The following is a 26015-nucleotide window of genomic DNA, read 5'->3' as shown; positions in this document are numbered from 1 at the left end:
GTGGACGACTTTGCGGATCGTGAGTGCCGCGCCCTGTTTGAGGCGATCAAGTCCGAGATCGCGGCACGGCGTCCCTCGGACGTGGTCACGCTGGGCGAACGCCATCCGGTAATCGCGGATGTGGCATTTCAACACCGATCAGCACATGACAGGGGTTGCCACCGGATTCCGCCCGCTGGATGACCTCACCGGAGGATGGCAGCCGACCGACCTGATCATCGTCGCGGCAAGACCAAGCATCGGTAAATCGGCGTTTGCGCTGCAGACGCTGCTGCATGGCACACGACCGGACGGGGGCGTGAACGGATTCCTGGCGTCGCTGGAAATGTCCGGTGAGCAGTTGGCCGATCGGGCGATCTCCAAGCTGGGTCGCATCAACGCCATGCACATCCGCAGGCCCAAGCTGATGGAGGAGCAGGAGTGGGCCAGCGCGCCGGCTGCCGCCCAGCAACTGACCAAGCACCTGCTGTATGTCGACGACGCTTCGTCGCTGTCGGTGAAAGGGGGGCGACTCAAGTTCCAAGTGCAACACTTTTCTCGACGGCAGACCCGCGTTTTCTGTCAAAACACTGGCTCACGTAACTTTTGCACAATCAATGGCCTGCTGGGCTGTCCGTCCATACGTTGCGCTAACAGCAGGTCTCTCGAGGTGTTGCACTTGACTCTTGAGACCGCCGTCTCCGGAAGATTTCTTGACTGTCATCGCCTCCGAGTAGGTGGGCGGCCGCGATGTCCTTGCTTTTCACGACGTGCATGCATACGGGCCTATAGCTTTATGGGCATTGTAGTTAAAATTTTTCCATGCATGGCGTGATGCTATGAGTTGCATACTGCACCTGATCTGGGGGCCGACCTGTAGCGGTAAAACCGAGGTGGCCGTCGCGCTGGCAGAGCAAACCGGATGGCCGGTTATCGCGCTCGACCGAGTTCAGTGCTGTCCGGAAATGTCCACGTGCAGCGGACGTCCGCTACCGGCCGAATTGCGCGCTACGCGCAGGATCTATCTGGCCTCGCGCGCGGTTCGCGAAGGCATTATTGCCGCGGATGAGGCACACGCACTGTTGGTTGATCTGGTCGATAGGCGCAGCGCTGCCGGCGGTGTGATCTTGGAGGGCGGATCGATCTCGCTGATCAATCGCATGATCCTCGATCCTTACTGGGCGAATGATTGGCAGTGGCGCTCGCACAGGTTGCTGCTGGGCGAGTGCGCAGATTTCCTGGACAGAGCCCTACGTCGCGTTGAGAAGATGCTGCGCACGGGCATGGGACGGCCGTCGTTGCTGGAAGAGCTGGTGGCGCTATGGCCCGATCCTGCGCTCCGTCCAACTATCGAGGATGTCGACGGATACCGCTATTCGATCCGTTTCGCACGCCAATGGAACGTACCGGTCGGCCAACTGCTGTCCATAGGTGATGAGATGAAACAGCGCCTGATTCACGGTATCGCCGAGGAATATCTTGGCCATGCGCAGTGGCAGGAGCGGGACCTGCTTACGTTGCCAGCGAACTGGCAAGCGCAGGACGTATCGATGGGTGGTTCCAAGTCCGGATTACACCATCGGCTGTGACCAGCCCTTGCGGCCTGGCGCGACCGACCTCATCGTCGCGGGGCTTTTCGATACCGTTTGCGCGACTGGTCCTGCCAAAGCGATACCGTCTTGCATGGGGCGCATGAAATTTGATGTCAATATGCTTGATCGCCTGAAGAAAGCGCGCAGGGCCATGCGGGTCATGCCCAGACTGTCCGCTTACCCGACGTGTGACCCAAGCCCTGCCGGCGACGATGGGGCTTTTTTGTATCCGCAGACTCTGTGGCGTTCATCTCGTTTGAGCAGGCCGGCGGCCGCAATGTCGTTGCGTTTCTCGACATGGTGGCGTGGGCGGAAGGGACGGATAAGCCGAGTCAGCCGACCAAGGATCACGGCTACGACGTGCTTGTCGGCGGCGGGCCATTCGACCGCTATGCAGATCATCCGTATGTGCCAGCGTTGCGCGTGTTCTTGACGGCGGCAGGGCGCTACCAACTGCTGCGACGGTACTAAGACGCATATCGGAAGACGCTCAGGCGATCGGACTTCTCGCCGTTGAGTCAGGACCTGATCGCCCTGCAGCAGATCCGCGAGCGGCGCGCGCTGCGGCTGATCCAGGCCGGGCGCATCCAAGAAGCCATCGCCAAGCTGTCCAGCATCTGGGCGAGCCTGCCGGGCGCCGGCTATCAACAGCATGAGCAGGCCCTGGGTGACCTGATCGCTGCCTACGTGTTTGCTGGCGGGCAACTGACGGAGGAATCAAGATGGACGCGCAACCGAGTGCCGACGGTCGCCCGCGTGTTGTTCTGGGAAGCTTTGAGTGCTGGGCGCTGGGGATCGACGCATCGGTCATGACGACGGCATCGATCGCGTTGGTGACGACCGTCCTGCAGACCAAGAGCGCGGTGGACAAGGTCGCCAAGCAAGAAGCGATCCAGAAACTCTCCGAGCAGCAGGCGGTGATGAATTCGCCCCCCGTTTCCGCAGAATTTGATTTTCGGTTGGTGACCCATGGTCAGGCACAAACAGCCCGATGAGCTGGCCCGCCTCAAGGGGGCCGACAGGCAAAACCCACAGCGATGCAAGCGCCAAGTACCTAAGTCCACATGGATGTCATTGCGTGCCGTGCAGCGGTCAACGCAGGCAGTGGCTGATTGAATGGCGTTTTTCAGGGGCGACCGATTACTTCGGCAGGTCGAACACCAGGACTTCGGCATCGCGTGCATCGGCCAGTACGATTTCCGGCTCGCCGATGATCTGCATCGCGTCGCCTGCCGACAGCACCTGGCCGTTGACGCTCAGGCTGCCGCGGGCCACTTGCACATAGCCGATGCGGCCTTCGGCCAGCGGCTGCTGGAGACGCACCTCGCCATCGAGGATCGAGGCGTACAAGCGCGCATCCTGGTGCAGGCGCAGCGAACCATTCTCACCACCCGGCGAGGCGATCAGGCGCAACTGGTTGCGCTTGCTGTCCGCATCGAAGTACTTTTCTTCGTAGCTCGGCTCGATGCTGGCGCGCTCGGGCATCACCCAGATCTGCAGGAAGTGCACCGGCTCGCTGGACGAGTGGTTGAACTCGCTATGGGTCACGCCGCTGCCGGCGCTCATGCGCTGCACATCGCCGTAATGCAGCACCGAGCCGGTGCCCATGCTGTCCTTATGCTCCAGCGCGCCGCCCAGGACATAGGAGATGATCTCCATGTCGCGGTGTGCGTGGGTGCCGAAGCCTTCGCCCGGCTGCACCTTGTCCTCGTTGATCACCCGCAGTGGGCCGATGCCCATGTGGCGCGGGTCGTGGTAACTGGCAAAGGAGAAGGTATGGCGCGAGGACAGCCAGCCATGCTCGGCGCGGCCACGGGTTTCGCTCTTGCGGACATTCAACATGCTGCTGCTCCTTGAAAGATTCGAATTGGCGCTGGGGGATGAATCGGCGTCCCAGCGGCTTGATGCGTAGTCTCTGCCTTCGCAGGCAAGAGAAAAAGCGAGTAGATTTGGCCGCTATCATCGAAAATTTCGAACAATGAAAATCAGCCTGGAAGCGCTGCAGATCCTCGATGCCATCGACCGCCGTGGCTCCTTCGCTGCGGCAGCCAAGGTGCTGTTCAAGGTGCCGTCGACGATTTCCTACACGGTCGCCAAGCTGGAAGAGGATCTGGGCGTGCAGCTGTTCGAGCGGGTGGGGCCGAAGGCTACGCCCACGCAGGCGGGCCGCGAACTGCTGCGCGAAGGGCGTCATCTGCTGCGCGCCGCGCAAGAGCTGGAGGTGCGCGTGCGCCGGGTGGCCTCGGGCTGGGAATCGGACGTTGCGATCGGGCTGGATGCGGTACTGCCTGCGGCCTTGCTGCAGCCGCAGATCCTGGATTTCTACACCGTGGCCGACAGCACGCGGCTGCGCGTGCTGAGCGAGTCGTTATCGGGCGGTTGGGAAGCGTTGCTGGACAGGCGCGTGGACCTGATCGTGGCGGCGGGCGAGGGGCCCAGTGGCGGTGGCTATGTGGCCGAGCCCATCGGCACGTTGCGCTTCGTATTTGCCGTGGCATCCACGCATCCGCTGGCGAGTGCGGGCGTGCTGGGTGCGGCCGAGCTGGCCGAACACCGCGCGATCGCGGTGGCGGACTCGGCGCGGCGCCTGCTGCCGCGCACGGTCGGGCTGCTGTCCGGTCGCGATGTGCTCACGGTGCCGGACATGCGCACCAAGCTGCTGCTGCAGCTGGCTGGCGCCGGCTACGGCTTTCTGCCCGAGCCGTATGCACGCGGGGCCCTGCAGGACGGCCGGTTGCGCGAGGTGCAGGTGGAAACACACAAGCCCGACGAAACCTTCTACCTGGCGTGGCGGCCGGGCGAGGAGGGCGAGGCATTGGGCTGGTGGCGACGCGCTTTGCGCAGCGAGGGCCTGTTCGACAGCTGGTTGCACGCCTTGGCCGCAACGTATCGTTCCGTCGCCGCGGGGCAGTCGCCGCGGTGAGGGAAGGCGGATAATGGCGGCTCGCCGTCGCGCAGGATCGTCGCATGCAAGGCCTGATCGAACAGTACGGATTGGCGCTGGTGTTCGCCAACGTGCTGGCGTTGTCACTCGGGCTGCCGGTTCCGGCATTGCCGACCCTGTTGCTGGTCGGTGCGAGCTACGCGTTGCAGGGAGGGAGCGATGCCTGGCTGGCCGGGCTTGCGGCATTGGCCGTCTCCGTATCGGCGAGTTTGTTGGGCGATCTGGCGTGGTATCTGGCTGGCCGTCGCTTCGGCAATCGCACCCTGCAGTCGCTGTGTCGACTGTCGCTGTCGCGCGATAGCTGCATGAAGCAGACCGAGCGCTTCTTTTCGCGCTGGGGCGTGCGAGTGCTGGCAGTTGCCAAGTTCGTGCCCGGCTTGTCGCTGGTGTCGGTGCCGATGGCCGGTGCGATGCGGGTGCGTCCTGCGGCGTTCCTGCGATACGACGCCTTCGGAGCATCGCTGTGGGCATTGGTCGGCTTGAGTGTGGGCGCCGTGTTCGCGCACCAGGTGCAGGACGTGCTCGTCTTTTTGTCCGAACTCGGCTCGGGCGCGGTCGTGGTGTTGGCGGCGTTGCTGGCCTGCTATGTCGGTTGGCGCTGGCGGCGGTACAGCCTGTTGCGATCGCTGGAGCATGCGCGCATCGCGGTAGATGAGCTTGTGCCGTTGCTGGATGGCGAAGAGGGCCTGCGGCCGACCGTGCTGGACATCCGTGCACCGGGCTATCGCGATCTGCAGCCCTACATGATTCCGGGCGCCGTGTTTGCCGATGAGCGTCAGCTGGCGCAGATTCTTGCCAGCGTGCCGCGCGATCGCAGTGTGGTGATCTACTGCGCGTGTCCGGACGAAGTGTCTGCAGCGTGCTTGGCCGCGCGGATGCGCGCGCGTGGGTATCGCGATGTGCGGCCGCTGCTGGGCGGTCTGGATGCATGGCGCGGTGCCGGGCATCCGGTGACATCGCTGCTGCCGGTAGTGGTGGTTGCTGACGCGAGCATTGCTGCCACGGCCTGATTGCACTGGATGCGGTGCCCGCGGTGGCGTCGGCGAGCGCTTCGCTAGAGAACGGCACCGCCTGCTGGAGCAGCGCACGACGATACGGCGCGATGCGCGCCGTCATCTGCATCCGCAACATCGACAGGCAAAAAAAAGACCAGCAAGCTGGCCGTTTTCTTCAAGGTTGGTGCGCCCGGAGAGATTCGAACTCCCGACCGCCTGGTTCGTAGCCAGGTACTCTATCCAGCTGAGCTACGGGCGCATGTCTTGTGTGACTTGCACATCTGACGCAGTGCGATCAGATCTTTTAACTGAAAAAACAGCGATTGAATGCTGTCTTTTTTTGCTCTGAAGATGGTGCGCCCGGAGAGATTCGAACTCCCGACCGCCTGGTTCGTAGCCAGGTACTCTATCCAACTGAGCTACGGGCGCCTCGTCAGGAGCGGAATTATGCCGATGAGCGAGGTGCCCGTCAATCCCTTTGTGAAATTCGATCGCCGTTGATGGCATCGTCAGACGCACTGCGCAGCGTAGCAACCACGGCCGCAGGCGTTTTCATCCAGGCGAAATGATCGCTGCGCGTGCCCAGTTGCCTATCGTCCAAGGTTACGTGGGCCGCGTGTGCCTGCGGCATTTTGTCGAGTAATGCACGCAGCGCACCTGCGGGACCTACCGTATCGCGTGCAAGCGTCACCGCGCGGATCGGCACGCGTAGTTGGCCCAGTGCCTGCTCCAGATCCCATGGTGCGCCTGCCGCGGCCGACCTGCATCCAATCGGAATCAGGCTGCGCGTTTCGGTGCCGCCGAAGCCGAGCTTGCGCCCGTGCAGCACGCCTTGCCTGCGTGCCAGCCACGGCAACAGCCCAAATGCCACCGGCAGGCCGTAGCGCATCGGCGGGGGAAAATTGCGCCAATATGGCGAGCCGCTGGCCACCAGCCAGAACTGGGCGAAATGCGTCGGGTGCAGCGCGGCATGGCAGCACGCGAGCTGACCGCCAAGGCTGTGTCCGCCGATGAGGCGCGGAAGCTACGGGTCGTGCAGATCGGGCAGGGCGTGGCTGGCGGGCAGATCATCTGCAAGCAGCGTGCGATAGCCCCAATCGTGCTCACGCGAGGGGCGCAGCTTACTGCTGCCGCTGCCGCGCCACTCGTGCAGATACACCGCGACGTCGAGGGGCGCGAGGGCATGTGCGAAGGGTTGGTAATGCCGCGCTGCCACGCCCAACGCGGGCAGTCACAGCAGGGTGGCCGTTGGTTGCGGTGGCGCGCAGCGAATCACCTGCCATCGGTGTCCATCTGCAGCGCTGGCGAGCAAGGTATCGGTCTGCACGCTCATGCGCTGGGTGCTGCGCCGAAGTGGTCGAGCACCAGTACATCGCTATGGCCGGGACGTTGGCCGAGGCAGATGGCGCGTGCAACGTAATCGATGGCCGCTTCGCAGGCATTGAGCAACGACAGGCCCTGACACAGCTGCGCGGCAATCGCCGCCGACAGGCTGCAGCCGGTGCCATGCGCATCCACCTGCAGGCGCGGATGCATGAACACATCCTGGGTCACGCCGTCATCGAAGCGATCGAGTACACGCGCGCCTTCATGCAGATGTCCGCCCTTGAGCAGCACCGCATTCGCGCCCAGATCGAGCAGGGCGGCGGTGGCGCGTTCGGCGCTATCGGCGCTGTCGACGCGGCGGCCGATCAGTAGCTCGGCTTCGTGCGTATTGGGCGTGATCAGCGTGGCCAGCGGCAGCAGACGCGTGCGCAGCGCATCCAGCGCGGCATCTTCGAGCAGGCGTGCGCCACTGGTGGACACCATCACCGGATCGAGCACGACGAATGGTGGGCGATGCCGTTCGAGCAGATCGGCCACGCAATGGATGACGGCGGCATTGGACAGCATGCCGAGCTTGACCGCCTGGATCTCGAAATCGGCGAAGCAGGCATCCACCTGCGCCTGCAGAAACGGCAGTGGCGGGATATGCACGGCGGTGACGGCGCGAGTGTGTTGTGCGGTCAATGCGGCGATTGCCGACAACCCGTGCACGCGGTGTGCGGCGAAGGTCTTGAGGTCGGCCTGGATACCGGCGCCACCGCCGGAATCGGAACCGGCGATGGTCAATGCAGACAGCGTGCTGGGCGTGGTCATCTGCCGATTCTGCACTGCCGGATTGCGGCTGTGCAGAATCGGTGTGTCGACACCACGTTGCGCCGGTCCATCGCGACAACAGCGTCACCGTATCGCGTTCACCGCAATCTGCGAAAACGCGCCGGTCTGCGGATCGTACAGCGCGCCCCAGAACATGCTGCCGCCATCGCAGACCTGGATCGCCTCGGTGGCCGGCTTCACCTCCGGCGTATTCGGCAGCTTGAAGGCGTTGATGTAGATCAACTGCCGGCCCTGGATCACCACGCCCACGTATTGGCGGTCGAACTCGCGCGGCTCGGCAATGGTGGGCGTCAACGCATCCTGCCGCGCTTCGAGTTGTTCGATCTGCTGATGGCTCGGCGCCCAATAGCCGCTGATCTGGCCGGGATGCTTCGCCGGACTGTCCCGCGAACAGGGTTGCAGCACCTGTTCGGCAACGCCTTGCCGGGTGATGATCCACGACTGCCCGTTCTTGAGGTTGGTCGGCACGCTGGCCGGCCCCTGCGTGGTGGCGCAGCCAGCCAGTGCGATCACGGCAAGCGCCACCGCGCCGCGCAGTGCGTGCATCACAACACCTCCGAGGCGAAGTCGGCCAGACGCGAGCGCTCGCCACGACGCAGCGTGATATGCGCGCTATGCGGCCATGCCTTGAAGCGATCTACCGCGTAGGTCAGGCCCGAGGTGGTTTCGGTGAGGTAGGGCGTGTCGATCTGCTCGACGTTGCCCAGGCACACGATCTTGGTGCCGGGGCCGGCGCGGGTGATCAGCGTTTTCATCTGTTTGGGAGTGAGGTTTTGCGCCTCGTCCAGAATCAGATAGCGCGACAGGAAGGTACGGCCGCGCATGAAGTTCATCGAGCGGATCTTGATGCGGCTGGCGAGCAGGTCGTTGGTGGCCGCACGGCCCCACGAGCCGCCTTCCTGGTTGTGCGTGAGCACTTCCAGGTTGTCGGTCAGCGCGCCCATCCACGGGGTCATCTTTTCTTCTTCGGTACCGGGCAGGAAGCCGATGTCTTCGCCCACGCTGACGGTGGCGCGGGTCATGATGATTTCGCGGTAACGCTGCTGATCCATCGTCTGCGCCAGGCCGGCGGCCAGTGCGAGCAAGGTCTTGCCAGTGCCGGCGGTCCCGAGCAGGGTGACGAAGTCGATTTCCGGGTCCATCAGCGCATTGAGCGCGAAATTCTGCTCGCGGTTGCGTGCGGCAATGCCCCACACCGCGTGCTGCGTGTTGCGGAAGTCGTCGACCAGGCACAGCGTGGACTTGCCGCCGCCAACCTTGGCGACGCGCAGCTCCACTTCGTCTTCGCCGGGCAGGTACAGGTACTGGTTCGGGTACCAATCTTCATCCTCGGCCAGCACGATTTCGTAATGGGTGCGGCCGCGTTCGTTCCAGCTGCGCAGGTCTTCGTTGTGCTTCTGCCAGAAGTCTTCCGGCAGCTCGATGGCGCCGGTAAACAACAGGCTGAAATCGTCCAGCGCACGGTCGTTCTGATAGTCCTCGGCGACCAGGCCGCTGATGTAGGCCTTGATGCGCAGGTTGATGTCCTTGGACACCAGGATGACCGGAACATCCGGATTTTCTTCGCGCAGCGCCAGCACCGAGGCCAGGATCTTGTTGTCCGGCAGCATCGCGCCGAACGTGCGGCCCGGATCGATCGGTTTGATCTGGAAAAACAGGCGGCCGATCGCGGCCTGGCCCTTGAGCTGGATGCCTTGCGGATGGCTCAGCAGGATGCCGGTCTGGATCTGGTCGGCATTGGTGTTTTCCAGTAATTCGTCCAGGAAACGGCTGACCTGGCGTGCATTGCGACTGACTTCGGAGGTGCCCTTCTTGGCGTTATCGAGCTCCTCGATCACCTGCATCGGCAGGAACACATCGTGTTCCTCGAACTTGAACAGCGCGGTGGGATCGTGCATCAGCACGTTGGTGTCCAGCACGTAGATGCGCTTGCCTCGGGTCATTGGGTCTTCCAAGTGATGGAGCAGGGGCGAGCCATCACGCCTGCAACTGCAGGGTGATGGAGGACACGGGAAGCCGGCGGTGTCACTGTTTGGCGTGCGCCTTTACTGCGGCCAGCACGGCCTCGGCATGGCCGGCCACCTTGACCTTGCGCCATTCCTGCACGACATGCCCATCGGGCGATAGCAAAAAGGTGCTGCGCTCGATGCCGAGCACCTGTTTGCCGTACATGTTCTTTTCCTTGATCACGTCGAAGGCGCGGCACAGCGCTTCATCGCTGTCGCTGATCAATGGGAAGGTGAAGCCCTGTTTGGCGCAGAAGTTGTCGTGCGATTTCACCGAATCGCGCGAGACGCCCAGCACGACCGCGCCTGCCTTTTTGAACTGCGGCAGCAAGGCGTTGAAGTCCAGGCCTTCGGTGGTGCAGCCAGGCGTGCTGTCCTTCGGGTAGAAGTACAGCACCAACCACTTGCCGGCATGGCCGCGCAGCGTGGTCTGGGTGCCGCCGGACAGCGCCAGCGGCAGGTCGAAAGTTGCAGCGGGTAATTCCAGCATAGCGTCGGTCATCGTTGCTCAGCCCAAAGTGGAGGTGCGCACGGCGCGGTCATGCCGGGCCGACGTCCATCCCATCATAAGCAGCCACATGGAAACGTTTGGCAAGTGCGTCGAACTGCGCATTGCGCTGATTCAGCGACTCGATGGTGTGGTGCTCTTTCCTGTCCACATGCAGGAAGTACGACTGTTCATCGTCGCCATCGTCTTCGTCGCGTTCGCCGAGGAAGATATCGATGACGCGGTAGCCATCCTGGGTCAGTTGCTCGGCGAGTTTCTGCAGCGGTTCCTGCGCCGGGTCGGCGAAGAAATATTCCCAGCGCAGCGGGCCGTCCAGATTCCAGTCGGTCTCGGAGCGGATGTGGTCGAACATCTGTTTCAGCGCGGACATCGCGATGGCCATGGATGGGTGCCTTAGAACTTCATCGGATCCATGATCGCGTCGAGATTGAGGTGATCACAGAATTCCAGGAAATCATCGCGCAATGCGGCGATGTGCATGTTGGCCGGCACACCGATCGTTACCTGCGCAGAAAACATCTCCGCACCGGTTTGCATGGCAAGGTAGCGCGTGCTCTGCAGGTTTTCGATGGTGATGCCCTGGCGGTCGAAGAAATCGGCCAGCTGGAACAGGATGCCCGGCTTGTCGGCAGCGATGACCTCGACAATGTAAGGCAGCAGGTTGGACTGGGTCTGTTTGGGGCCGGTGCGGTACCACACCAGCTTGAGGCCTTCTTCGCGTTCGAGCCGGGTCAGCATGGCTTCGAGCTTGGCAACCGAATCCCAGGAGCCGGTCGCCAGTGCGGTGACAGAGACGTCGCGCCCCACCGTGGCCAGGCGAGCGTCCAAGAGATTACAGCCGCTGTCGGCGATGCGGCGGGTGACGGGCAACAACGGGGACTCCGGATGCGTCGTGTAGGCGTTGATCAGGAGGTGATTTTCGGTCGGCGAAGGCCGGGGGGTAGAGTCGGTCAAAGGGGCTTCCGGCATTGCATCAGGCTGAATGGCCGCCCGGGCAGGCGCCCTGGCGGTGACCAGCATACTTGCCCGTGGTTTCGCGCCGCAAGTAACATGCAGGTGGTTTCAACCCGTGCCCGCGCGGGCCTTTTCCTGTCACGTAAGAGCAGCAGAATCTTGTCCCTTTCCGGCATCATCACCGCCCTGGCGACCCCCTTCGGTCCCGATGGCGCACTCGACCTGGATGCATGGCGGCGGCTGCTGGAGCAGCAGTTGCACGGTGGCGTGCAGGGAATCGTGGTCGCTGGCTCCACCGGCGAAGCGGCGGCATTGAGCGAGGACGAATACGACACGCTGTTGCGCGCTGCCGTTGCCCAGGTGGCCGGCCGCGTGCCGGTGCTGGCCGGCACCGGCTTGTCTGGTACTGAAAAGACCATTGCGCAGACGCGTCGCGCCGCAGCGCTGGGCGCGCAATACGCGCTGGTCGTGACGCCGCCGTATGTGCGTCCGACCCAGGCCGGACTGAAAGCGCATTTTCTGGCGATAGCCGATCACGGCGGCCTGCCGGTGGTGATGTACAACGTGCCGGGCCGTACCGGTTGCGACCTGCTGCCGGAGACGGTGGCCGAGCTGGTGGTGCATTCGAATATCGTCGGCATCAAGGAAGCGCGTAGCGAGCCCGGGCGTGTGGCCGCGCTGGTGGCGCTGCGCAGCGATAGTTTTGTGGTGCTCAGTGGCGACGACGGCAGCGCAGCGCAATCGATGCTGTCCGGCGCTGCCGGGCTGATTTCGGTGGCCTCCAATGCCTTGCCGGCGGCGTACCGGCGCCTGTGCGATCTGGCCCGCGACGGCCAGCGCGAGGCTGCCACTGCGTGGGACGCGCGTCTGAGCGAGTACCACAGCTTTTGCGGTATCGAATCCAATCCCATCCCGGTCAAGGCGCTACTGCAGCGTGCCGGGATCGGCCATGGCCTGCGCTTGCCGCTGTTACCCCTTTCTGCGGCGCACCAGCCTGCCGCCGACCGCCTTGCCGCCGACGCCGTTGCGTTGGAAGCGCTTTCCAGCCGCGAAATGCTCGCGGCCTGACCCAGGAGATTTATCGATGCGTCATTCCGTTTCCTCCGTCCGCGTGCTGTCGCTCGCGTTGCTGGCGAGCGCCACTGTCGCCGCCACGAGCGGTTGCAGCTGGTTTCACAAGGGCGCGCGCGGCGACTATGCGCTGGCCCCGGAAGCCCGTCCGTTGGAAGTGCCGCCGGATCTGAACCTGCCCGACACCTCCGGTGCGATGAAGGTGCCGACGCTGGCGTCGACCACGCAGCAGCAGGCCAACACGCCGCCGTCGGCAAGCGCCAATAGCGGGTTCACCGTGCCGGGCGAGCGCGACGAGGTGTTCGGCAAGGTGGGCGCAGCGTTGGCCGACATCCCGGGTCTGACCATCGCCAGCAAGGCGCAGATGCTTGGTTCCTACGACGTGAGCTACGAGGGTTCCAGCTTCCTGGTGCGCGTGGTCAAGGTCCAAGCGGGCAGCTACGTGTCGGCAGTGGATCCGCGTGGCATGCCGGCGACGGCGGCAGCGCCGGTGGCGGTGATCACCGCGCTCAAGGGCAAGCTGGGCGGCTGAGGCCGGTTCAGTGTGCTGGATAGCAGAACGGGCGCTTCAGGCGCCCGTTTTGCGTTGGTGGGAATTTGCGATTGCTCTGCGGACGCGCCCGGCAGTGTGAACGCGTTGCGTCCGGTCGTGCAGCTCAGCGCTGCAACAGCGGCAACTTGTTCGGCTTGCCATCCCATTCGGCGGCATCGGGCAGCGGTTCCTGGCGCACGGTCAGTACCGGCCAGACCTTGGAGAGTTCAGCGTTGAGCGCGACGAAGCCTTCCTGGCCTGCTGGCACGTCATCTTCCGGGTAGATCGCGTTGGCCGGGCACTCCGGCTCGCACAGGGTGCAGTCGATGCACTCGTCCGGGTCGATGACCAGGAAGTTCGGGCCGACGTGGAAGCAATCCACCGGACAGACCTCGACGCAGTCGGTGTATTTGCACTTAATGCAGTTTTCGGTGACAACAAAAGGCATGGCGGAATCCGGCGTCTAGCCTTCCAATTCTAAAGCAGTCGCGTGATGGGTGTGGGGTTGTCGATGTTTTGCTGATGGCTGGTCAGGCCAGCCTGAGCTGCCTGGCCAGTGCGAACAGCCCCGCCGCCGCCAGATCTTCCGGGTGCAGCTGGCTTTCGACGCCCAGGTGCTGCAGCGCAAGGGCATAGCGTTGCGCCAGACCAGGGCTGCCGACCAGGTGCACGGTGGCGTGGTCGCCACGGTGCTCGCGCAGTTCGTGGCCGATCAGCAGACCCGAGAGGTAGGACGGCAGCGCCGCGGACGACAGCCGTTCGAACAGGCCGAGTGTGCGGGTGCCGAACAGGTGGTGACTGAGGCCGCCGGGGGCGGCGCTGCGGTCGATGCCCTGCACAAACGCATCGGTGTCCAGCGCGGCGTGGTCGTCCTCCATCAGCTTGCCGAGGATGCTGTGCTGACACAGCACGGCGTACAGCTCACCGGTCATGACGGTGGCAAACCCGGTCAGTTGGCCGTTGCCGATCCGCGCCCATTTGCTGTGTGTACCTGGCAGGCAGGCGACGTGCGCGCCGTCGCCGAGTGCGGCGATCAGGCCGACCAGCTGGGTTTCTTCACCGCGCATCACGTCTGGCACGCCGGCCTGTCCGCCGGTGCTCACGCCGGGCACGAACCACAGCGTGCGACCGGGCATCAGGTCGTCGTAGCTGCGCATCGCCAGGGCGAGCGAGCGAGTGTCTGTGGGGCAGGGCAGATAGGCTTGTTCGACCCAGCCGTTGCGGCTGCCGACCATGCCCGACAGCAGCAGCGGGCCGTCCCAGCCGTCGACCAAGCCTGCCAGTACCTCGGCGAAGCGGCCCTGGCAGGCGAGGACGCCGTTGCTGCCACGGCGCTGCTCAAGTACCTTGCCGTCGGCATCGAGCAGGTAGCCGCGCAGGCTGCTGGTGCCCCAGTCGATGGCGATCACGCGCTGGCCACCAAGCTCTCTGGCAAGCCCGCGACCGGCAGATCGCACCAGTACAAGCTGCCGGCTTCAGGGGTACGGGCCAGTTCCTCGGCGCTATGGTCCAGACGCGAGCTGATCACGTGCAGGCGGTCCAGCGCGGCGCCACCGAACGCGCTGCAGGTGGGGTGCTTGACCGGCAGTTGCACGATGCGCTCCACGCTGCCATCGGGGCGATAGCGCACTACGCGCCACGCGCGCCATTGCGCATTCCACAGGTGACCTTCGGCATCGATGATCGATCCGTCCGGTTCGGCATCGTCGCGGTCTAACGTGGTGAACACGCGGGTGTTGCTGGTCTGCGCGGTCTGCGCGTCGTAGTCGCAACACAGGATCTGCGGGCGCGCCGAGTCGCAGTAGTACAGCGTGCGGCCGTCGGGGCTGAAGCAGATCGAGTTGGGGATCGATACGCCTGGCAGCGGCAATGCACGCAAACCATGCGTCAGCGAGAACTGGTACATCGCTCCGCGCGCGGCCTTGGTGTCGTGTTCGTCCATGGTGCCGAATACGAAATTGCCGTTGCGATCGGCGCGACCATCATTGCTGCGCGTGAGCGGATTGTCCGCTTCCACGTCGGCCAGTTTTTCGAAGGGCAGCACGTCTTCTTCGATAGTGTCCGGATCGACAATCCCGATCGCCTTGGCCAGCGCGACCAGCACGCGACCGTCGTCCATCAGGCCGATGCATCCCGGGCGGTCGGGCAGCGTCCAGTGGCGCGATTGCGCACTGGCCGGATGGTGCCGCCACAGGCGTTTTTCGCTGATGTCGACCCAGTACAGCGCCTCGCGCCGTGCGCACCACAGCACGCCTTCGCCGTGCGTGCAGCGGCTGTCGACCGCCAGCACGGCGGTGTGTTCGGGCGTGCTCACCATTCGGCGATGCTGCCATCGCTGTGGCGCCACACCGGGTTGCGCCAGTCGGGCGGGTTTTCGTTTGCGCGCTTGAGCATGTCTTCGTCGATCTCCACACCGAGCCCGGGTTTGGGCAGGGCGGCAATGCTGCCATCCACGCAGTGAAAATCGTCTTTGTTGATGACGTAATCGAGCAGGTCGGCGCCTTCGTTGTAATGAATGCCGATGCTCTGTTCCTGCAGCACCGCATTGTGCGAGACGAAGTCCACGTGCAGGCATGCAGCCAGCGCGATCGGGCCGAGCGGGCAGTGCGGCGCGAAGCCGACATCGTAGGCTTCGGCGATCGCGGCGATCTTGACGCATTCGGTGATGCCGCCGGCATGCGACAGGTCCGGCTGCACCATGCCGATGCCGCCGGCACACAGCACGTTCTTGAATTCGAAACGCGAGAACATGCGCTCGCCGGCGGCCAGCGGAATGGAGGTGCTGGCGGCCAGGCGCGGGTAGTACTCGGCCTGTTCGGCCAGCACCGGCTCTTCGACGAACAGCGGCTTGAACGGCTCGAGTTCGCGCAGCAACGCCTTGGCCATCGGCGCGCCGACGCGGCCGTGGAAGTCGATGCCGAAGTCGATGGTGTTGCCGAAGGCTTCGCGGATTTCGGCCACCTTGACCACCGCAGCGTCGACCGCGCGCGCGCTGTCGATCAGCTTCATTTCTTCGGTGCCGTTGAACTTGAAGGTGTCGAAACCCAGCGCGCGGTAGTCGGTGATCTGCTGGATGATCGCGCCCGGGCGGTCGCCGCCGACCCAGCGATAGGTCTTCATGCGGTCGCGCACCAGCCCGCCCAGCAACTCGTATACCGGCACGCCCAGCGCCTTGCCCTTGATGTCCCACAACGCCTGGTCGATACCGGCGATCGCGCTCATCAGGATGGCGCCGCCACGGTAGAAACCGGCGCGGTACATGGTCTGCCACAGGTCGTTGATGCGCGCCGGATCCTTGCCGACGACATAGCCGGCCAGTTCGTGTACGGCGGCCTCCACCGAACGGGCGCGGCCTTCGATAACCGGCTCTCCCCAACCGGTAATGCCCTCGTCGGTTTCGACCTTGAGGAACAACCAGCGCGGCGCAGCGTGGTAGGTGGTGAGGCGGGTGATCTTCATCCTTGCAGTTCCTGGTAGGCCTGCACGAAGGCGCGTGCATGCGTCTGGGTTGTTTCGAGCGATTGCGCCGGTTTGTACAGTTCGCCGCCGATGCCGGCGCCGGCGGCACCCTGGGCGATGAAGCCGGCCAGGGTCTGCGGGCTGACGCCGCCGACCACATACACCGGGATGTGCTTGGGCAGCACCGAGCGCAGGGCGCGCACATGCGCGGCGCCATAGGTCGCTGCCGGGAACAGCTTGAGGATGGTTGCGCCGGCGTCGATGGCGTCGAACGCCTCGCTGGCAGTGGCGAAGCCGGCCACCACGGTCAGCCCGCGCGACACCGCATGGCGGATCAGCGACGGGCGCGTATTGGGGGTGATGATGAAGCGCGCGCCAATCTCGACCAGGGTGTCGACGTCTTCATTGCGCAGCACGGTGCCGGCACCGATCCAGGCGCGTTCGCCGAAGGTCTGTTGCGCCAGCGCGATGCTTTGCTCCCAGCGCGGCGAGTTGAGCGGGATTTCGATCGCATCGAAACCGGCGTCGATCAGCGCGCCGACATGGTCGAGCGTTTCTTCCGGCGTGATGCCGCGCAGGATGGCGACCAGGGGCAGGGCGAACGGGCTGGCGGTGGTATCTGAAGTCATGCGGTTACTCGCGCTAGAGCGGAAAGCAATGGTTGGCGGCCGGGTGGCTGGTACCGTCGGGGGAGGTTGCGCAACTGCGGGGCGAGGCGCGGCGGCAGACGCGCAGCTCAAGATGAGGACGGGGGACGACGCAGGTCATGTATTCCGACCTTGACGGTGTGCCACCCGGACCCGCGTGCGCGGTCTTGCGGCCTGCATTAGGGGCCAGATGCCGTCATCGTTGTCGACCTCCGCATATTGGCGTGCGTGTTGCCGTCCGAGGACGGGCAGGCCACGTCTGTTTTCACCGCGCCAGGGATGTAGGGGCTCCCGTTGCGGCATTGGATAGCCTTGCCCGGGGAAATATGTGCTGCAAATGAAATTTTCGGCCTATTCTATTCCTCCGAAGAATACACCGCCGCAACCGCACGCTATGGCAACTTCCGGTATTCCCTGGTTCAACGCAGCCCGTCTTAAGACGCGCCAGCTCTTGCTATTGCTGCATTTGCATGAACAACGCTCGGTGTTGCGCGCGGCTGAGGCCGCTAGCATGACCCAGCCGGCGGCGTCCAAGCTGTTGGCGGAAATGGAAGACATGCTGGGCGTGAAGTTATTCGAGCGGCATGCCCGTGGCGTGGAACCGACTTGGTATGGCCACGTGCTGATCCGACGCGCGCGCGCCGCGATGTCCGAGATCGGTCGGGCGCAGGAAGAAATCGCCGCGCTGCGCGCCGGGTGCATGGGCCAGGCCTCGATCGGCACGGTGGTCAATCCGGGCACCAACTTGGTGCCGCAAGCGATCGCCGAGGTAAAGCGCGAGTTCCCGGACATCCTGGTGCGGGTGGAGATGGACTACAGCCGTCCGTTGGTGGCCAAGTTGCTGGATGGGCAGCTGGACATCGTGATCGGCCGCATCCTGGGGCCGGAAGGCGTGGGCGAGCTGGCGTTCGAGCCGCTGGCCGACGAGCCGCATTCGGTGATTGCCCGCGCCGGCCACCCGCTGGCCAGCCGCGCCGGCCTGCAGCATGCCGATCTGGTGCGGCATGGCTGGATCTTGCCGCCGGCCGATAGCGTGCTGCGCGCGCGGCTGGACTCGATGTTCATGGAGCATGGCGTGCAGGCGCCAACCAATGCCATCGAAACCTCGTCGCTGCCGGTCACCTCGACCCTGCTGCGCGGCACCGACATGCTGACTGCATTGCCGGTGGAATCGGTGGCGCCGTTGATCCAGGCGAAATTGCTCACCGTGCTGCCGATCAAACTGGGCGTGCGGATGGAATCGTTCGGCATCATCCGTCGGCGCGATTACAACCTGCCACCGGGTGCCGAGCGCATTTTGCAGGCGTTACGCACCACTGCACGGCGTTTGTACCCCGGTCTGAGGGCACCGGAGTCGTCGCTCTGACCGGCCTCGAAAAACCATTTCACGGTGACGACGGCAACGGGCGCGGATGTTTGCACTTTAGGCCGCGGCATCCTCGGCCCGATCAAGACCCGCCGCAAGACGACCCAGCGCAGGCTGTCGCCGACAGCCGTGCGATAGCGCACAATGCGGCGCCCCTGCTTTGAGGCGTCAGGGGCATTGGGTGCCTGACGCCGGAATCAGCGCGGTTTGACCTGCCGATATAGACGGTGATCGCCGTAGGCCTGGCCCTTGGTCTCCACGTTGGCGCAGAGCTGGTCGTTGCACAGCGTCACGTCGGCGGCGTTGTAGGCCCGCAACAGCTCCGCACGCAACTGATTGTCTTCGATTTGCTGGCGATAATGGGCCAGCAACCATCCGCCACCGCCCAGCAACACCAGTAGACTTCCGACCACCACCGTCGCGCCTTTCAACAGCAACAGGCGCTGCGCCCGCTCGATGCGCTTGAGTTGATCTGACAGCGACTGCGCACCTCCCCCGATCAAGCTACCGGCGAGTTGCAACCGCTTCTCGAAACCGGGGAGACGTCGTGGCGCACAGCAGCAGGTGTGCTGCTCGGTGCTGCGGGATGCAATGCGGTCGCACAGCCATGGGGCCGCCTGTTGGAAGGAAACAGTGGCCTACGGCAGCCTGCTTCCCGCCATGTGCTCAGCGCACGTGATTGCCCTTGTTGTCCTGTGACCTGCCAAGCGATACGTGGCAGCGCGCGCCCTCGCTTCCATCTGTGGCACATCGCTATAGCCTAGACCACCGTCGAGGTTGCGCAATTCCAAGGGAGTGACCATGCAAACCACCCTCCGTTCCGCCGGCGCCGCGCCTGCAAACCGGCGTACCCCGCTTGCCCACTGCCTGGCGCTGTCGCTGGCCCTGTTGGCCAATGCCGCGCATGCGCAGGAAGTACGCAAGGCCGCCGATGGCGTCACCGTGGTGCCGAGCGCCAAGGGCGCCGCACCGGTGCGCCTGCAAGTGGTCGACAGCGGCATCATCCGTGTCAGTGCGGATCCGGACGGCGACTTCGCCCGCAGCCCCAGCCTGATGCGCGTGCCGGTGCAGGGCGATGGCGCATTCCAGATTGCCGAGCAGGGCGACAGCGTGCAGCTGAAGACCGGCAAGGTCACCGCCACCGTGTCCACCGTGGATGGCCATGTCAGCTTTGCCGATGCCAACGGCAAGACGGTGCTGTCGGAAGTGGCCGGCGGGCGCAGCTTTGCGCCGCTGAAAGTGGAGGACAAGCAGTACCTGAGCGTGCGCCAGCGCTTCCAGTCGCCCGATGACGAAGCGTTGTACGGCTTCGGCCAGCATCAGCAAGGCTGGATGAACCAGAAGGGTCGCAACGTCGAGCTGCAGCAGAACAACATCGACATGGCGGTGCCGTACCTGGTGTCCAGCCGTCACTACGGCCTGCTGTGGGACAACAATGCGATCACCCGCCTGGGCGATCCGCGCGGCCTGCAGCCGCTGCCGAAAACGCTGAAGGTGTACGACGCCAAGGGCAAGGCCGGCGCGCTGACCGCACGCTACGCAATCAATGGCAAGCAGATCCTCGAGCGCCGCGAGAGCGAGGTGAACTACCAGTACCTCAGCAACCTGCCCAAGTACCCGAAGACGGCGATCACCAAGGACAAGAACAGCCGCATGCACGTCACTTGGGAGGGCGAAATCGAAGCGCTCACCGGTGGCGAACACACCTTCTCGCTGTATTCGAGCGAATACGCCAGGTTGTATGTGGACGGCAAGCTGGTCGTCGACCGCTGGCGCCAGAACTGGAACCCGTGGAATCACGAATTCACGCTCGATCTGCAGCCGGGCACGCGTCATACCGTCAAGCTCGAGTGGGACCTGATCGACCCCAGCTACATCGCGCTGCTGCACCGCGACCCGCTGCCGGCGGCCGAAGCCAAAGATCTGTCGTTGTGGTCCGAAGCCGGGCAGATGATCGACTATTACTTCGTTTCTGCCGATTCGTACGACCAGGCCGTTGCCGGCTATCGCGAACTCACCGGCAAGTCGGTGATGCTGCCCAAGTGGGCGTATGGCTTCTGGCAGAGCCGCGAGCGTTACAAGAGCCAGGACGAACTGGTGGGCGCGGTGGCCGAATACCGCAAGCGCAGATTGTCGCTGGACAACATCGTGCTCGATTGGTCGTACTGGCCGGAAAACGCATGGGGCTCGCATGATTTCGATCCCGGGCACTTCCCGGATCCCGATGGCATGGTCAAGGCCGTGCACGACATGCATGCGCAGATCATGATTTCGATCTGGCCCAAGTTCTATCCCACCACCGCCAACTACAAGGAACTGGACGCTGCCGGTTTCATGTTCAAGCGCAATGTGAAAGTGGGTGAACTGGACTGGATCGGCAAGGGCTACAAGAACTCCTTCTACGACCCATATTCGGAAAAGGCGCAGACCATGTACTGGCGCCAGATCGACGAAAAGCTCAACAGCAAGGGCTTCGATGCCTGGTGGATGGACGCCGACGAGCCGGACGTGCATTCCAACCTGGACATCGCCGAGCGCAAGGCACGGACTACGCCGAACGCGTTGGGCTCGTCCACCGAATACTTCAACTCCTACCCGTTGCCGCACACGCATGGCGTGTACGTGGGCGACCGTGCGGCCGACGACAAGCGCGTGTTCATCCTCTCGCGCAAGGGCTACGCCGGCACCCAGCGCAATGCTGTGGCGGTGTGGAGCGGCGACATCGTCTCGCGTTGGGACGATATGCGCGACCAGATCTCTGGTGGTGTGAACATGGCGCTGTCGGGCTTGCCCAACTGGACCTTCGACATCGGCGGCTTTGCGGTGGAGAAGCGCTACGAAGACCATGACCCGGCGCACCTGCCGGAATGGCGAGAGCTCAACACGCGCTGGTTCCAGTTCGGTGCGTTCGTGCCGATCTTCCGTTCGCACGGCCAGTTTCCGTACCGCGAAATCTGGAACATCGCTCCCGAAGGCACGCCGTTCTACGAGAGCATGGCGTACTACAACCGTTTGCGTTACGCGCTGCTGCCATACCTCTATAGCCTCGCCGGCGATACCTACCAGCGCGATGGCGTGATCATGCGCGGCATGATGATGGACTTCCCGAACGACCCCAAGGTCCGCGACATCAACGACCAGTACCTGTTCGGGCCGGCGTTCCTGGTCGCACCGGTGACCCGCTTCGGCGCCACCTCGCGGCAGGTGTATCTGCCGGCCGGCAGCAGCTGGCTGGATTTCGCTACCGGCAAGCGTTATGAAGGTGGCCAGAGCATCATTGCTGCCGCACCGATCGAACGCATGCCGCTGTTCGTGCGTGCCGGTTCCATCGTGCCGACCGGACCGGTGCAGGAATACGTGGACCAGAAGCCCGACGCACCGCTTACTGTAATGGTCTATACCGGTGCCGATGGCCAGTTCTCGCTGTATGAAGACGATGGCAAGGGCTACGGCTACGAGAAGGGCGAGTTCAGCCGCATTGCGCTGGTCTGGAGCCAGGCCAAGGGCGAGCTGAGCATCGGCAAGCGCGAGGGCAGCTGGACCGGCATGCAGGCCAAACGCACCATTAATGTGCGCTTCGTCGATGGCCCGCGCGACGATGCCGGTGCGCTGCAGCCCAAGACCGATACCAGCATCCAGTACGAGGGCAAGGCGGTCAGCGTGTTGCAGCGCAAGATTGCGTCCGGCAAAGCGCGTCGCCGATGATCGCAGGCTGTCTTCAGTCACCGAGTAAGCAGATGCCGGAACGTCGCAAGGCAGGCGCGGGCGGTTCCGGTCAGTCAGCACGGCGGTGGCCGTGCTGACCCCTCGCGAGCTGTGCAAGGCAACCGGGGACGCCATCGCGGTCCTGGGCGCCGTGCCGGCGGCGACACAGGCCGCGCAATCTTCGAAGAAGGCCGTGCTGCCGCCTGTTGCAGCGGCCGAGGCCCTGCAGCTGTGCTACCCCCAACCGGCCAACGAATGGGTGGAAGCCCTGCCGGTCGGCAATGGGCGATTGGGCGCGATGATGTGGGGCGGTATCGCCCACGAGCGCCTGCAACTCAACGAAGACACACTGTACGCAGGCGGGCCCTACGATGCCACCAGCCCGGACGCATTGGCGGCCTTGCCGCAGGTGCGTGCGCTGATCTTTGCAGGGCGCTATGCAGAAGCCGAACAACTGGCCGATGCCAAGCTGCTCTCGCGTCCGCTCAAGCAAATGCCGTATCAACCGTTGGGCGATCTGTTGCTGGATTTCGATCGCGCCGATGGCATTAGCGACTACCGCCGTCAGCTCGATCTGGACACTGCGGTGGCAACCACCACGTTCCGCTCCGGCGGCGCGGTGCATCGGCGCGAGGTGTTCGTCTCTGCGCAAGCGCAATGCATCGTGGTAGGCCTGTCGTGCGACCACCCTGGCGGTATTTCGTTGCGTGTGGGCATCGACAGCCCGCAAAACGGCGAGGTCACCGCCACGTCTCGCATCTGTACGCGTTGCATCCGTCCAGCCAGATCAAGCCGCGCGATCCTCCCGAACTGGCTGCCGCCGCACGGCGCTCGCTGGAAATCCGTGGCGACAACGCCACCGGCTGGGGCATGAGCTGGCGCCTGAACCTGTGGGCGCGGCCGGCCGATGGCGAGCATGCCTACCGCATCCTGCAACTGCTGATTTCGCCAGATCGTACTTATCCCCATCTGTTGGACGCACATCCGCCATTCCAGATCGACGGCAACTTCGGCAGCACCGCCGGCATTACCGAAATACTGCTGCAACGTTGGGCCGGCAGCGTGTTTCTGCTGCCGGCCTTGCCCAAGGCGTGGCGACGTGGCAGCGTGCGTGGCGGGCGCTATCAACTGTCCTACGCTGGGCAGACCCTGGACCTGGACCTGGGCGCAGGCCGCACCCAGCAAGTGGGACTCAACAACAACCGATGGGTGACGCAATGAGCTTGTACGTAGGACTGGATGTAGGCACGCAGAGCGTCAAGCTGGTGGCCTACGATCCGCAGGATCGCGCGGTGGTCGCCACCATCGCAGCGCCTATGGAGCTGATCAGCCGCGACGACGGCACCCGCGAGCAACAGGCGCAGTGGTGGATCGACGGCATCGTGCATTGCTTCGCGCAGCTCGAAGGCGGGTTGCGTGCACGCGTGCGCGGCATCTCCGTGTCGGGTCAGCAACACGGCTTTGTGCCGGTGGCAGCCGACGGCAGCGTCACCGCGCCGGTCAAGCTGTGGTGCGATACCAGCACTGCGCTGGAATGCGACGAAATCATGGATGCCGTTGGCGGCGCGGCCGGCAGCGTTGCGGCTGCAGGCAACCCCATCATGGCCGGCTACACCGCCTCCAAATTGCCGTGGACGCGCAAGCATCGCCCCGACGCGTATGCAGCGATGACCACGGTGATGCTGCCGCACGACTACATCAACTTCTGGCTGACCGGCGCGCGCTTTGCCGAAGTCGGCGATGCCTCCGGTACCGGCTGGCTGGACGTGCGCACGCGGCAGTGGTCCGAGCGCATGTTGCGTGCGGTCGACGCGCAACGCGACCTGCGCGATGCATTACCGCCGCTGGTGGAAACCGGCGCGGTCTATACGTTGTCCGATGCCGCTGCCCAGGCATTGAATTTGCCGGCCGGCGTGCGCGTCACCACCGGCGGTGGCGACAACATGATGGCCGCCATCGGCACCGGCAATGTGGTACCCGGGCGTCTGACCATGAGCCTTGGCACCTCCGGCACCTTGTTCGCTTACGCCGATCATCCGGTGGTGGACGATCAGGCACGCTGGGCCGCGTTCTGCTCCTCCAGCGGCGGCTGGTTGCCGTTGATCTGCACGATGAACTGCACGGTCGCCACCGAGGCGGTGATGCACATGTTCTCCATCACCCGCGCGCAGACCGAGGCAATGATCGCCGACACCGCACCAGGTGCGGACGGATTGGTATTGCTGCCGTTCTTCAACGGCGAGCGCACCCCGGATTTGCCGGCCGCGCGTGGCTGCCTGTTCGGCATGGATTTGCACAACACCACCGCCGCGCATTTTTATCGCGCCGCGATGGAAGGCGCTACCTACAGCCTGCGCAACGGCTTCGATGCCTTTGTTGCTGCGGGTTTGCAGTTCGATACCATCCTGCTCACCGGTGGCGGCAGCAAGAGCGCGCAGTGGCGGCAGATGGTGGCCGACATCTTCAACCTGCAGGTCGTGGTGCCAACCCAGCCCGAAGGTGCTGCGTTCGGTGCGGCACTGCAGGCATTGTGGGCTTGCGAGCGCGCCGATGGTGGCGATGCGGCGTTGGCGGATGTGGTGCTGGAGCACCTGCAGGTGGACGACGCGCTTGCCGCACAGCCCAACCCGCAGCGTGTGGCCCAGTATCAGCAGCACTATCAGACCTTCCTCAAGCACCTGCATGTCGTCAGCCCGCTCTACGCTAGCTGATCGATCTTTTTTTTGAAACTTCCCCAGCAGTAAGGACGTCTCACCCCATGAGCAACACCGTCTACATCGGCGCGAAAGAATATTTCCCCGGCATCGGCAAGATCGGTTTCGAAGGCCGCGAGTCGGACAACCCGCTCGCGTTCAAGGTCTACGATGCCAACAAGACCATTGGCGACAAGACCATGGCCGAGCATCTGCGCTTTGCCGTGGCCTACTGGCACAGCTTCTGCGGCAATGGCGCCGATCCGTTCGGCCCGGGTACGCGTGCGTATCCGTGGGATGTGGGCAACAGCGCGCTGGCGCGGGCTGAAGCCAAATCCGATGCCGCGTTCGAGTTCTTCACCAAGCTCGGCGTGCCGTACTACTGCTTCCACGACATCGACCTGTCGCCGGATGCCGATGACATCGGCGAATACGAGAGCAACCTCAAGCACATGGTGGGTGTTGCCAAGCAGCGTCAGGCCGACACCGGCATCAAGCTGCTGTGGGGCACGGCCAATCTGTTCTCGCATCCGCGCTACATGAATGGTGCCTCGACCAACCCGGACTTCAACGTCGTCGCGCGTGCGGCGGTGCAGGTCAAGGCCGCGATCGATGCCACGGTGGAGCTGGGCGGCGAAAACTACGTGTTCTGGGGCGGCCGCGAAGGCTATGCCTGCCTGCACAACACGCAGATGAAGCGCGAGCAGGACAACATGGCGCGGTTCCTCACCCTGGCGCGCGACTACGGCCGCAGCATCGGCTTCACCGGCAACTTCCTGATCGAGCCAAAACCCATGGAGCCGATGAAGCATCAGTACGATTTTGATAGCGCGACCGTGATCGGTTTCCTGCGTCAGCACGGTCTGGATCAGGACTTCAAGCTCAACATCGAAGCCAACCACGCCACCTTGTCCGGCCATAGCTTCGAGCATGACCTGCAGGTCGCCTCCGATGCCGGCCTGCTGGGCAGCATCGATGCCAACCGCGGCAACCCGCAGAACGGTTGGGATACCGACCAGTTCCCGACCGATCTGTACGACACCGTTGGTGCGATGCTGGTAGTGCTGCGTCAGGGTGGCTTGGCACCGGGGGGGTTGAACTTCGATGCCAAGGTGCGTCGCGAATCGTCCGATCCGCAGGACCTGTTCCTGGCGCACATCGGCGGCATGGACGCGTTCGCACGCGGGCTGGAAGTGGCCAATGCACTGCTGACGTCCTCGCCGTTGGAGCAGTGGCGCGCCGAACGTTATGCCAGCTTCGACAATGGTACCGGCGCCGACTTTGCCGCAGGCAAGATCACGCTGGCGGATCTGGCCGCACATGCCGCCGGCAATGCGCCCAAGCAGATCAGCGGCCGCCAGGAAGCGTACGAAAACTTGATCAATCAGTATCTGACGCGTTGAT

General features: G+C 64.0%; 23 protein-coding genes, 2 tRNA genes and 4 pseudogenes. 13 read left to right on the top strand and 16 right to left on the bottom strand.

Annotated features, from left to right (window positions below; translation table 11 throughout):
* Positions 1-118 precede the first annotated feature (118 nt).
* The 4 genes and pseudogenes from WJW29_RS00850 (at position 119) to WJW29_RS00835 (ending at position 2566) form a co-directional block, all read left to right on the top strand.
* A complete protein-coding gene (locus WJW29_RS00850; protein ID WP_011408881.1) occupies positions 119-814 on the top strand; it encodes a DnaB-like helicase C-terminal domain-containing protein in 696 nt (231 codons plus the stop codon).
* Positions 815-818: 4 nt separating this feature from the next.
* The gene (locus WJW29_RS00845; RefSeq protein WP_011259505.1) at positions 819-1568 is read left to right on the top strand and encodes an isopentenyl transferase family protein; all 750 of its coding nucleotides are present in this window, start codon (positions 819-821) and stop codon (positions 1566-1568) included.
* 243 nt (positions 1569-1811) lie between these two features.
* Positions 1812-2279, top strand: a pseudogene (locus WJW29_RS00840) (glycoside hydrolase family 104 protein); the annotation flags it as partial.
* Between the two features lie 101 nt (positions 2280-2380).
* A complete protein-coding gene (locus WJW29_RS00835; protein ID WP_012444564.1) occupies positions 2381-2566 on the top strand; it encodes a hypothetical protein in 186 nt (61 codons plus the stop codon).
* Positions 2567-2711: 145 nt separating this feature from the next.
* Here WJW29_RS00835 and WJW29_RS00830 read toward each other — a convergent pair whose 3' ends face one another.
* Positions 2712-3413: a pirin family protein gene (locus WJW29_RS00830; RefSeq protein ID WP_011259502.1), complete on the bottom strand. Its 702-nt coding sequence runs from the start codon at positions 3411-3413 to the stop codon at positions 2712-2714.
* A gap of 136 nt (positions 3414-3549) precedes the next feature.
* On the opposite strand from WJW29_RS00830, the gene WJW29_RS00825 reads away from it, so the two are divergent.
* Both WJW29_RS00825 and WJW29_RS00820 read left to right on the top strand, forming a co-directional pair.
* A complete protein-coding gene (locus tag WJW29_RS00825) occupies positions 3550-4494 on the top strand; it encodes a LysR substrate-binding domain-containing protein (protein WP_011259501.1) in 945 nt (314 codons plus the stop codon).
* A gap of 44 nt (positions 4495-4538) precedes the next feature.
* A complete protein-coding gene (locus tag WJW29_RS00820) occupies positions 4539-5525 on the top strand; it encodes a DedA family protein/thiosulfate sulfurtransferase GlpE (RefSeq protein ID WP_011259500.1) in 987 nt (328 codons plus the stop codon).
* 167 nt (positions 5526-5692) lie between these two features.
* Here WJW29_RS00820 and WJW29_RS00815 read toward each other — a convergent pair.
* The 9 genes and pseudogenes from WJW29_RS00815 to WJW29_RS00775 all read right to left on the bottom strand — a co-directional run bounded on the left by WJW29_RS00815 (position 5693) and on the right by WJW29_RS00775 (position 11204).
* Positions 5693-5769: transfer RNA gene (locus WJW29_RS00815), tRNA-Arg, on the bottom strand.
* 93 nt (positions 5770-5862) lie between these two features.
* Positions 5863-5939: transfer RNA gene (locus tag WJW29_RS00810), tRNA-Arg, on the bottom strand.
* 40 nt (positions 5940-5979) lie between these two features.
* A pseudogene (locus WJW29_RS00805) lies at positions 5980-6843 on the bottom strand (alpha/beta fold hydrolase).
* Positions 6840-7649, bottom strand: a complete 810-nt coding sequence (gene thiD / locus WJW29_RS00800) for a bifunctional hydroxymethylpyrimidine kinase/phosphomethylpyrimidine kinase (RefSeq protein ID WP_011259497.1) — start codon at positions 7647-7649, stop codon at positions 6840-6842. Before thiD ends, WJW29_RS00805 begins: the two are co-directional and overlap by 4 nt.
* Before the next feature lie 84 nt (positions 7650-7733).
* On the bottom strand, positions 7734-8216 hold the full coding sequence (locus WJW29_RS00795) for a hypothetical protein (protein WP_011408879.1): 483 nt from the start codon (positions 8214-8216) through the stop codon (positions 7734-7736).
* A complete protein-coding gene (locus WJW29_RS00790; protein WP_011259496.1) occupies positions 8216-9613 on the bottom strand; it encodes a PhoH family protein in 1398 nt (465 codons plus the stop codon). The genes WJW29_RS00795 and WJW29_RS00790 overlap by 1 nt, the downstream gene beginning before the upstream one ends.
* An 82-nt stretch (positions 9614-9695) precedes the next feature.
* Positions 9696-10178, bottom strand: a complete 483-nt coding sequence (locus tag WJW29_RS00785) for a peroxiredoxin (RefSeq protein ID WP_011259495.1) — start codon at positions 10176-10178, stop codon at positions 9696-9698.
* A gap of 37 nt (positions 10179-10215) precedes the next feature.
* Complete coding sequence (locus WJW29_RS00780) at positions 10216-10566, bottom strand: ribonuclease E inhibitor RraB (protein ID WP_011259494.1); 351 nt, start codon at positions 10564-10566, stop codon at positions 10216-10218.
* 11 nt (positions 10567-10577) lie between these two features.
* Complete coding sequence (locus tag WJW29_RS00775) at positions 10578-11204, bottom strand: glycine cleavage system protein R (protein ID WP_011259493.1); 627 nt, start codon at positions 11202-11204, stop codon at positions 10578-10580.
* 93 nt (positions 11205-11297) lie between these two features.
* Here WJW29_RS00775 and dapA point away from each other — a divergent pair, with 93 nt between their 5' ends.
* Complete coding sequence (gene dapA, locus WJW29_RS00770; protein WP_011259492.1) at positions 11298-12206, top strand: 4-hydroxy-tetrahydrodipicolinate synthase; 909 nt, start codon at positions 11298-11300, stop codon at positions 12204-12206.
* 16 nt (positions 12207-12222) lie between these two features.
* Positions 12223-12741 (top strand): hypothetical protein, encoded by a 519-nt coding sequence (locus WJW29_RS00765; protein ID WP_011408878.1) that lies wholly within the window; start codon positions 12223-12225, stop codon positions 12739-12741.
* A 124-nt stretch (positions 12742-12865) separates the two neighbouring features.
* Here WJW29_RS00765 and fdxA read toward each other — a convergent pair whose 3' ends face one another.
* The 5 genes from fdxA to WJW29_RS00740 all read right to left on the bottom strand — a co-directional run bounded on the left by fdxA (position 12866) and on the right by WJW29_RS00740 (position 16829).
* A complete protein-coding gene (fdxA, locus tag WJW29_RS00760; RefSeq protein ID WP_011259490.1) occupies positions 12866-13189 on the bottom strand; it encodes a ferredoxin FdxA in 324 nt (107 codons plus the stop codon).
* 82 nt (positions 13190-13271) lie between these two features.
* Complete coding sequence (locus WJW29_RS00755; protein ID WP_011408877.1) at positions 13272-14150, bottom strand: 2-dehydro-3-deoxygalactonokinase; 879 nt, start codon at positions 14148-14150, stop codon at positions 13272-13274.
* Entirely contained in the window at positions 14147-15058 is a 912-nt protein-coding gene (locus tag WJW29_RS00750; RefSeq protein WP_011408876.1) for an SMP-30/gluconolactonase/LRE family protein, read from the bottom strand. The genes WJW29_RS00755 and WJW29_RS00750 overlap by 4 nt, the downstream gene beginning before the upstream one ends.
* Entirely contained in the window at positions 15052-16200 is a 1149-nt protein-coding gene (dgoD, locus tag WJW29_RS00745; protein ID WP_011408875.1) for a galactonate dehydratase, read from the bottom strand. Before dgoD ends, WJW29_RS00750 begins: the two co-directional genes overlap by 7 nt.
* A complete protein-coding gene (locus WJW29_RS00740) occupies positions 16197-16829 on the bottom strand; it encodes a 2-dehydro-3-deoxy-6-phosphogalactonate aldolase (protein ID WP_011259487.1) in 633 nt (210 codons plus the stop codon). The genes dgoD and WJW29_RS00740 overlap by 4 nt, the downstream gene beginning before the upstream one ends.
* Before the next feature lie 412 nt (positions 16830-17241).
* Here WJW29_RS00740 and WJW29_RS00735 point away from each other — a divergent pair, with 412 nt between their 5' ends.
* Positions 17242-18213, top strand: a complete 972-nt coding sequence (locus tag WJW29_RS00735) for a LysR family transcriptional regulator (protein ID WP_011408874.1) — start codon at positions 17242-17244, stop codon at positions 18211-18213.
* 197 nt (positions 18214-18410) lie between these two features.
* Here the strand turns inward: WJW29_RS00735 and WJW29_RS00730 are convergent.
* Positions 18411-18761: pseudogene (locus WJW29_RS00730) on the bottom strand (relaxation protein); the annotation flags it as partial.
* A gap of 253 nt (positions 18762-19014) precedes the next feature.
* On the opposite strand from WJW29_RS00730, the gene WJW29_RS00725 reads away from it, so the two are divergent.
* The 4 genes and pseudogenes from WJW29_RS00725 to xylA all read left to right on the top strand — a co-directional run bounded on the left by WJW29_RS00725 (position 19015) and on the right by xylA (position 26014).
* Entirely contained in the window at positions 19015-21918 is a 2904-nt protein-coding gene (locus WJW29_RS00725) for a TIM-barrel domain-containing protein (RefSeq protein WP_011259484.1), read from the top strand.
* Positions 21919-22009: 91 nt separating this feature from the next.
* Positions 22010-23139: pseudogene (locus WJW29_RS00720) on the top strand (glycoside hydrolase family 95 protein).
* Positions 23136-24629, top strand: coding sequence for a xylulokinase (gene xylB / locus WJW29_RS00715; RefSeq protein WP_011408872.1), 1494 nt, complete (start codon positions 23136-23138; stop codon positions 24627-24629). Before WJW29_RS00720 ends, xylB begins: the two are co-directional and overlap by 4 nt.
* A gap of 47 nt (positions 24630-24676) precedes the next feature.
* Positions 24677-26014, top strand: a complete 1338-nt coding sequence (xylA, locus tag WJW29_RS00710; protein WP_011259480.1) for a xylose isomerase — start codon at positions 24677-24679, stop codon at positions 26012-26014.
* The last annotated feature ends 1 nt before the right edge of the window (position 26015 follow it).

This window comes from Xanthomonas sp. JL1, from assembly GCF_038405005.1.
The sequence above is the reverse complement of the archived record's forward strand: the minus strand, read 5'-3'. Positions and strand labels throughout refer to the sequence as shown.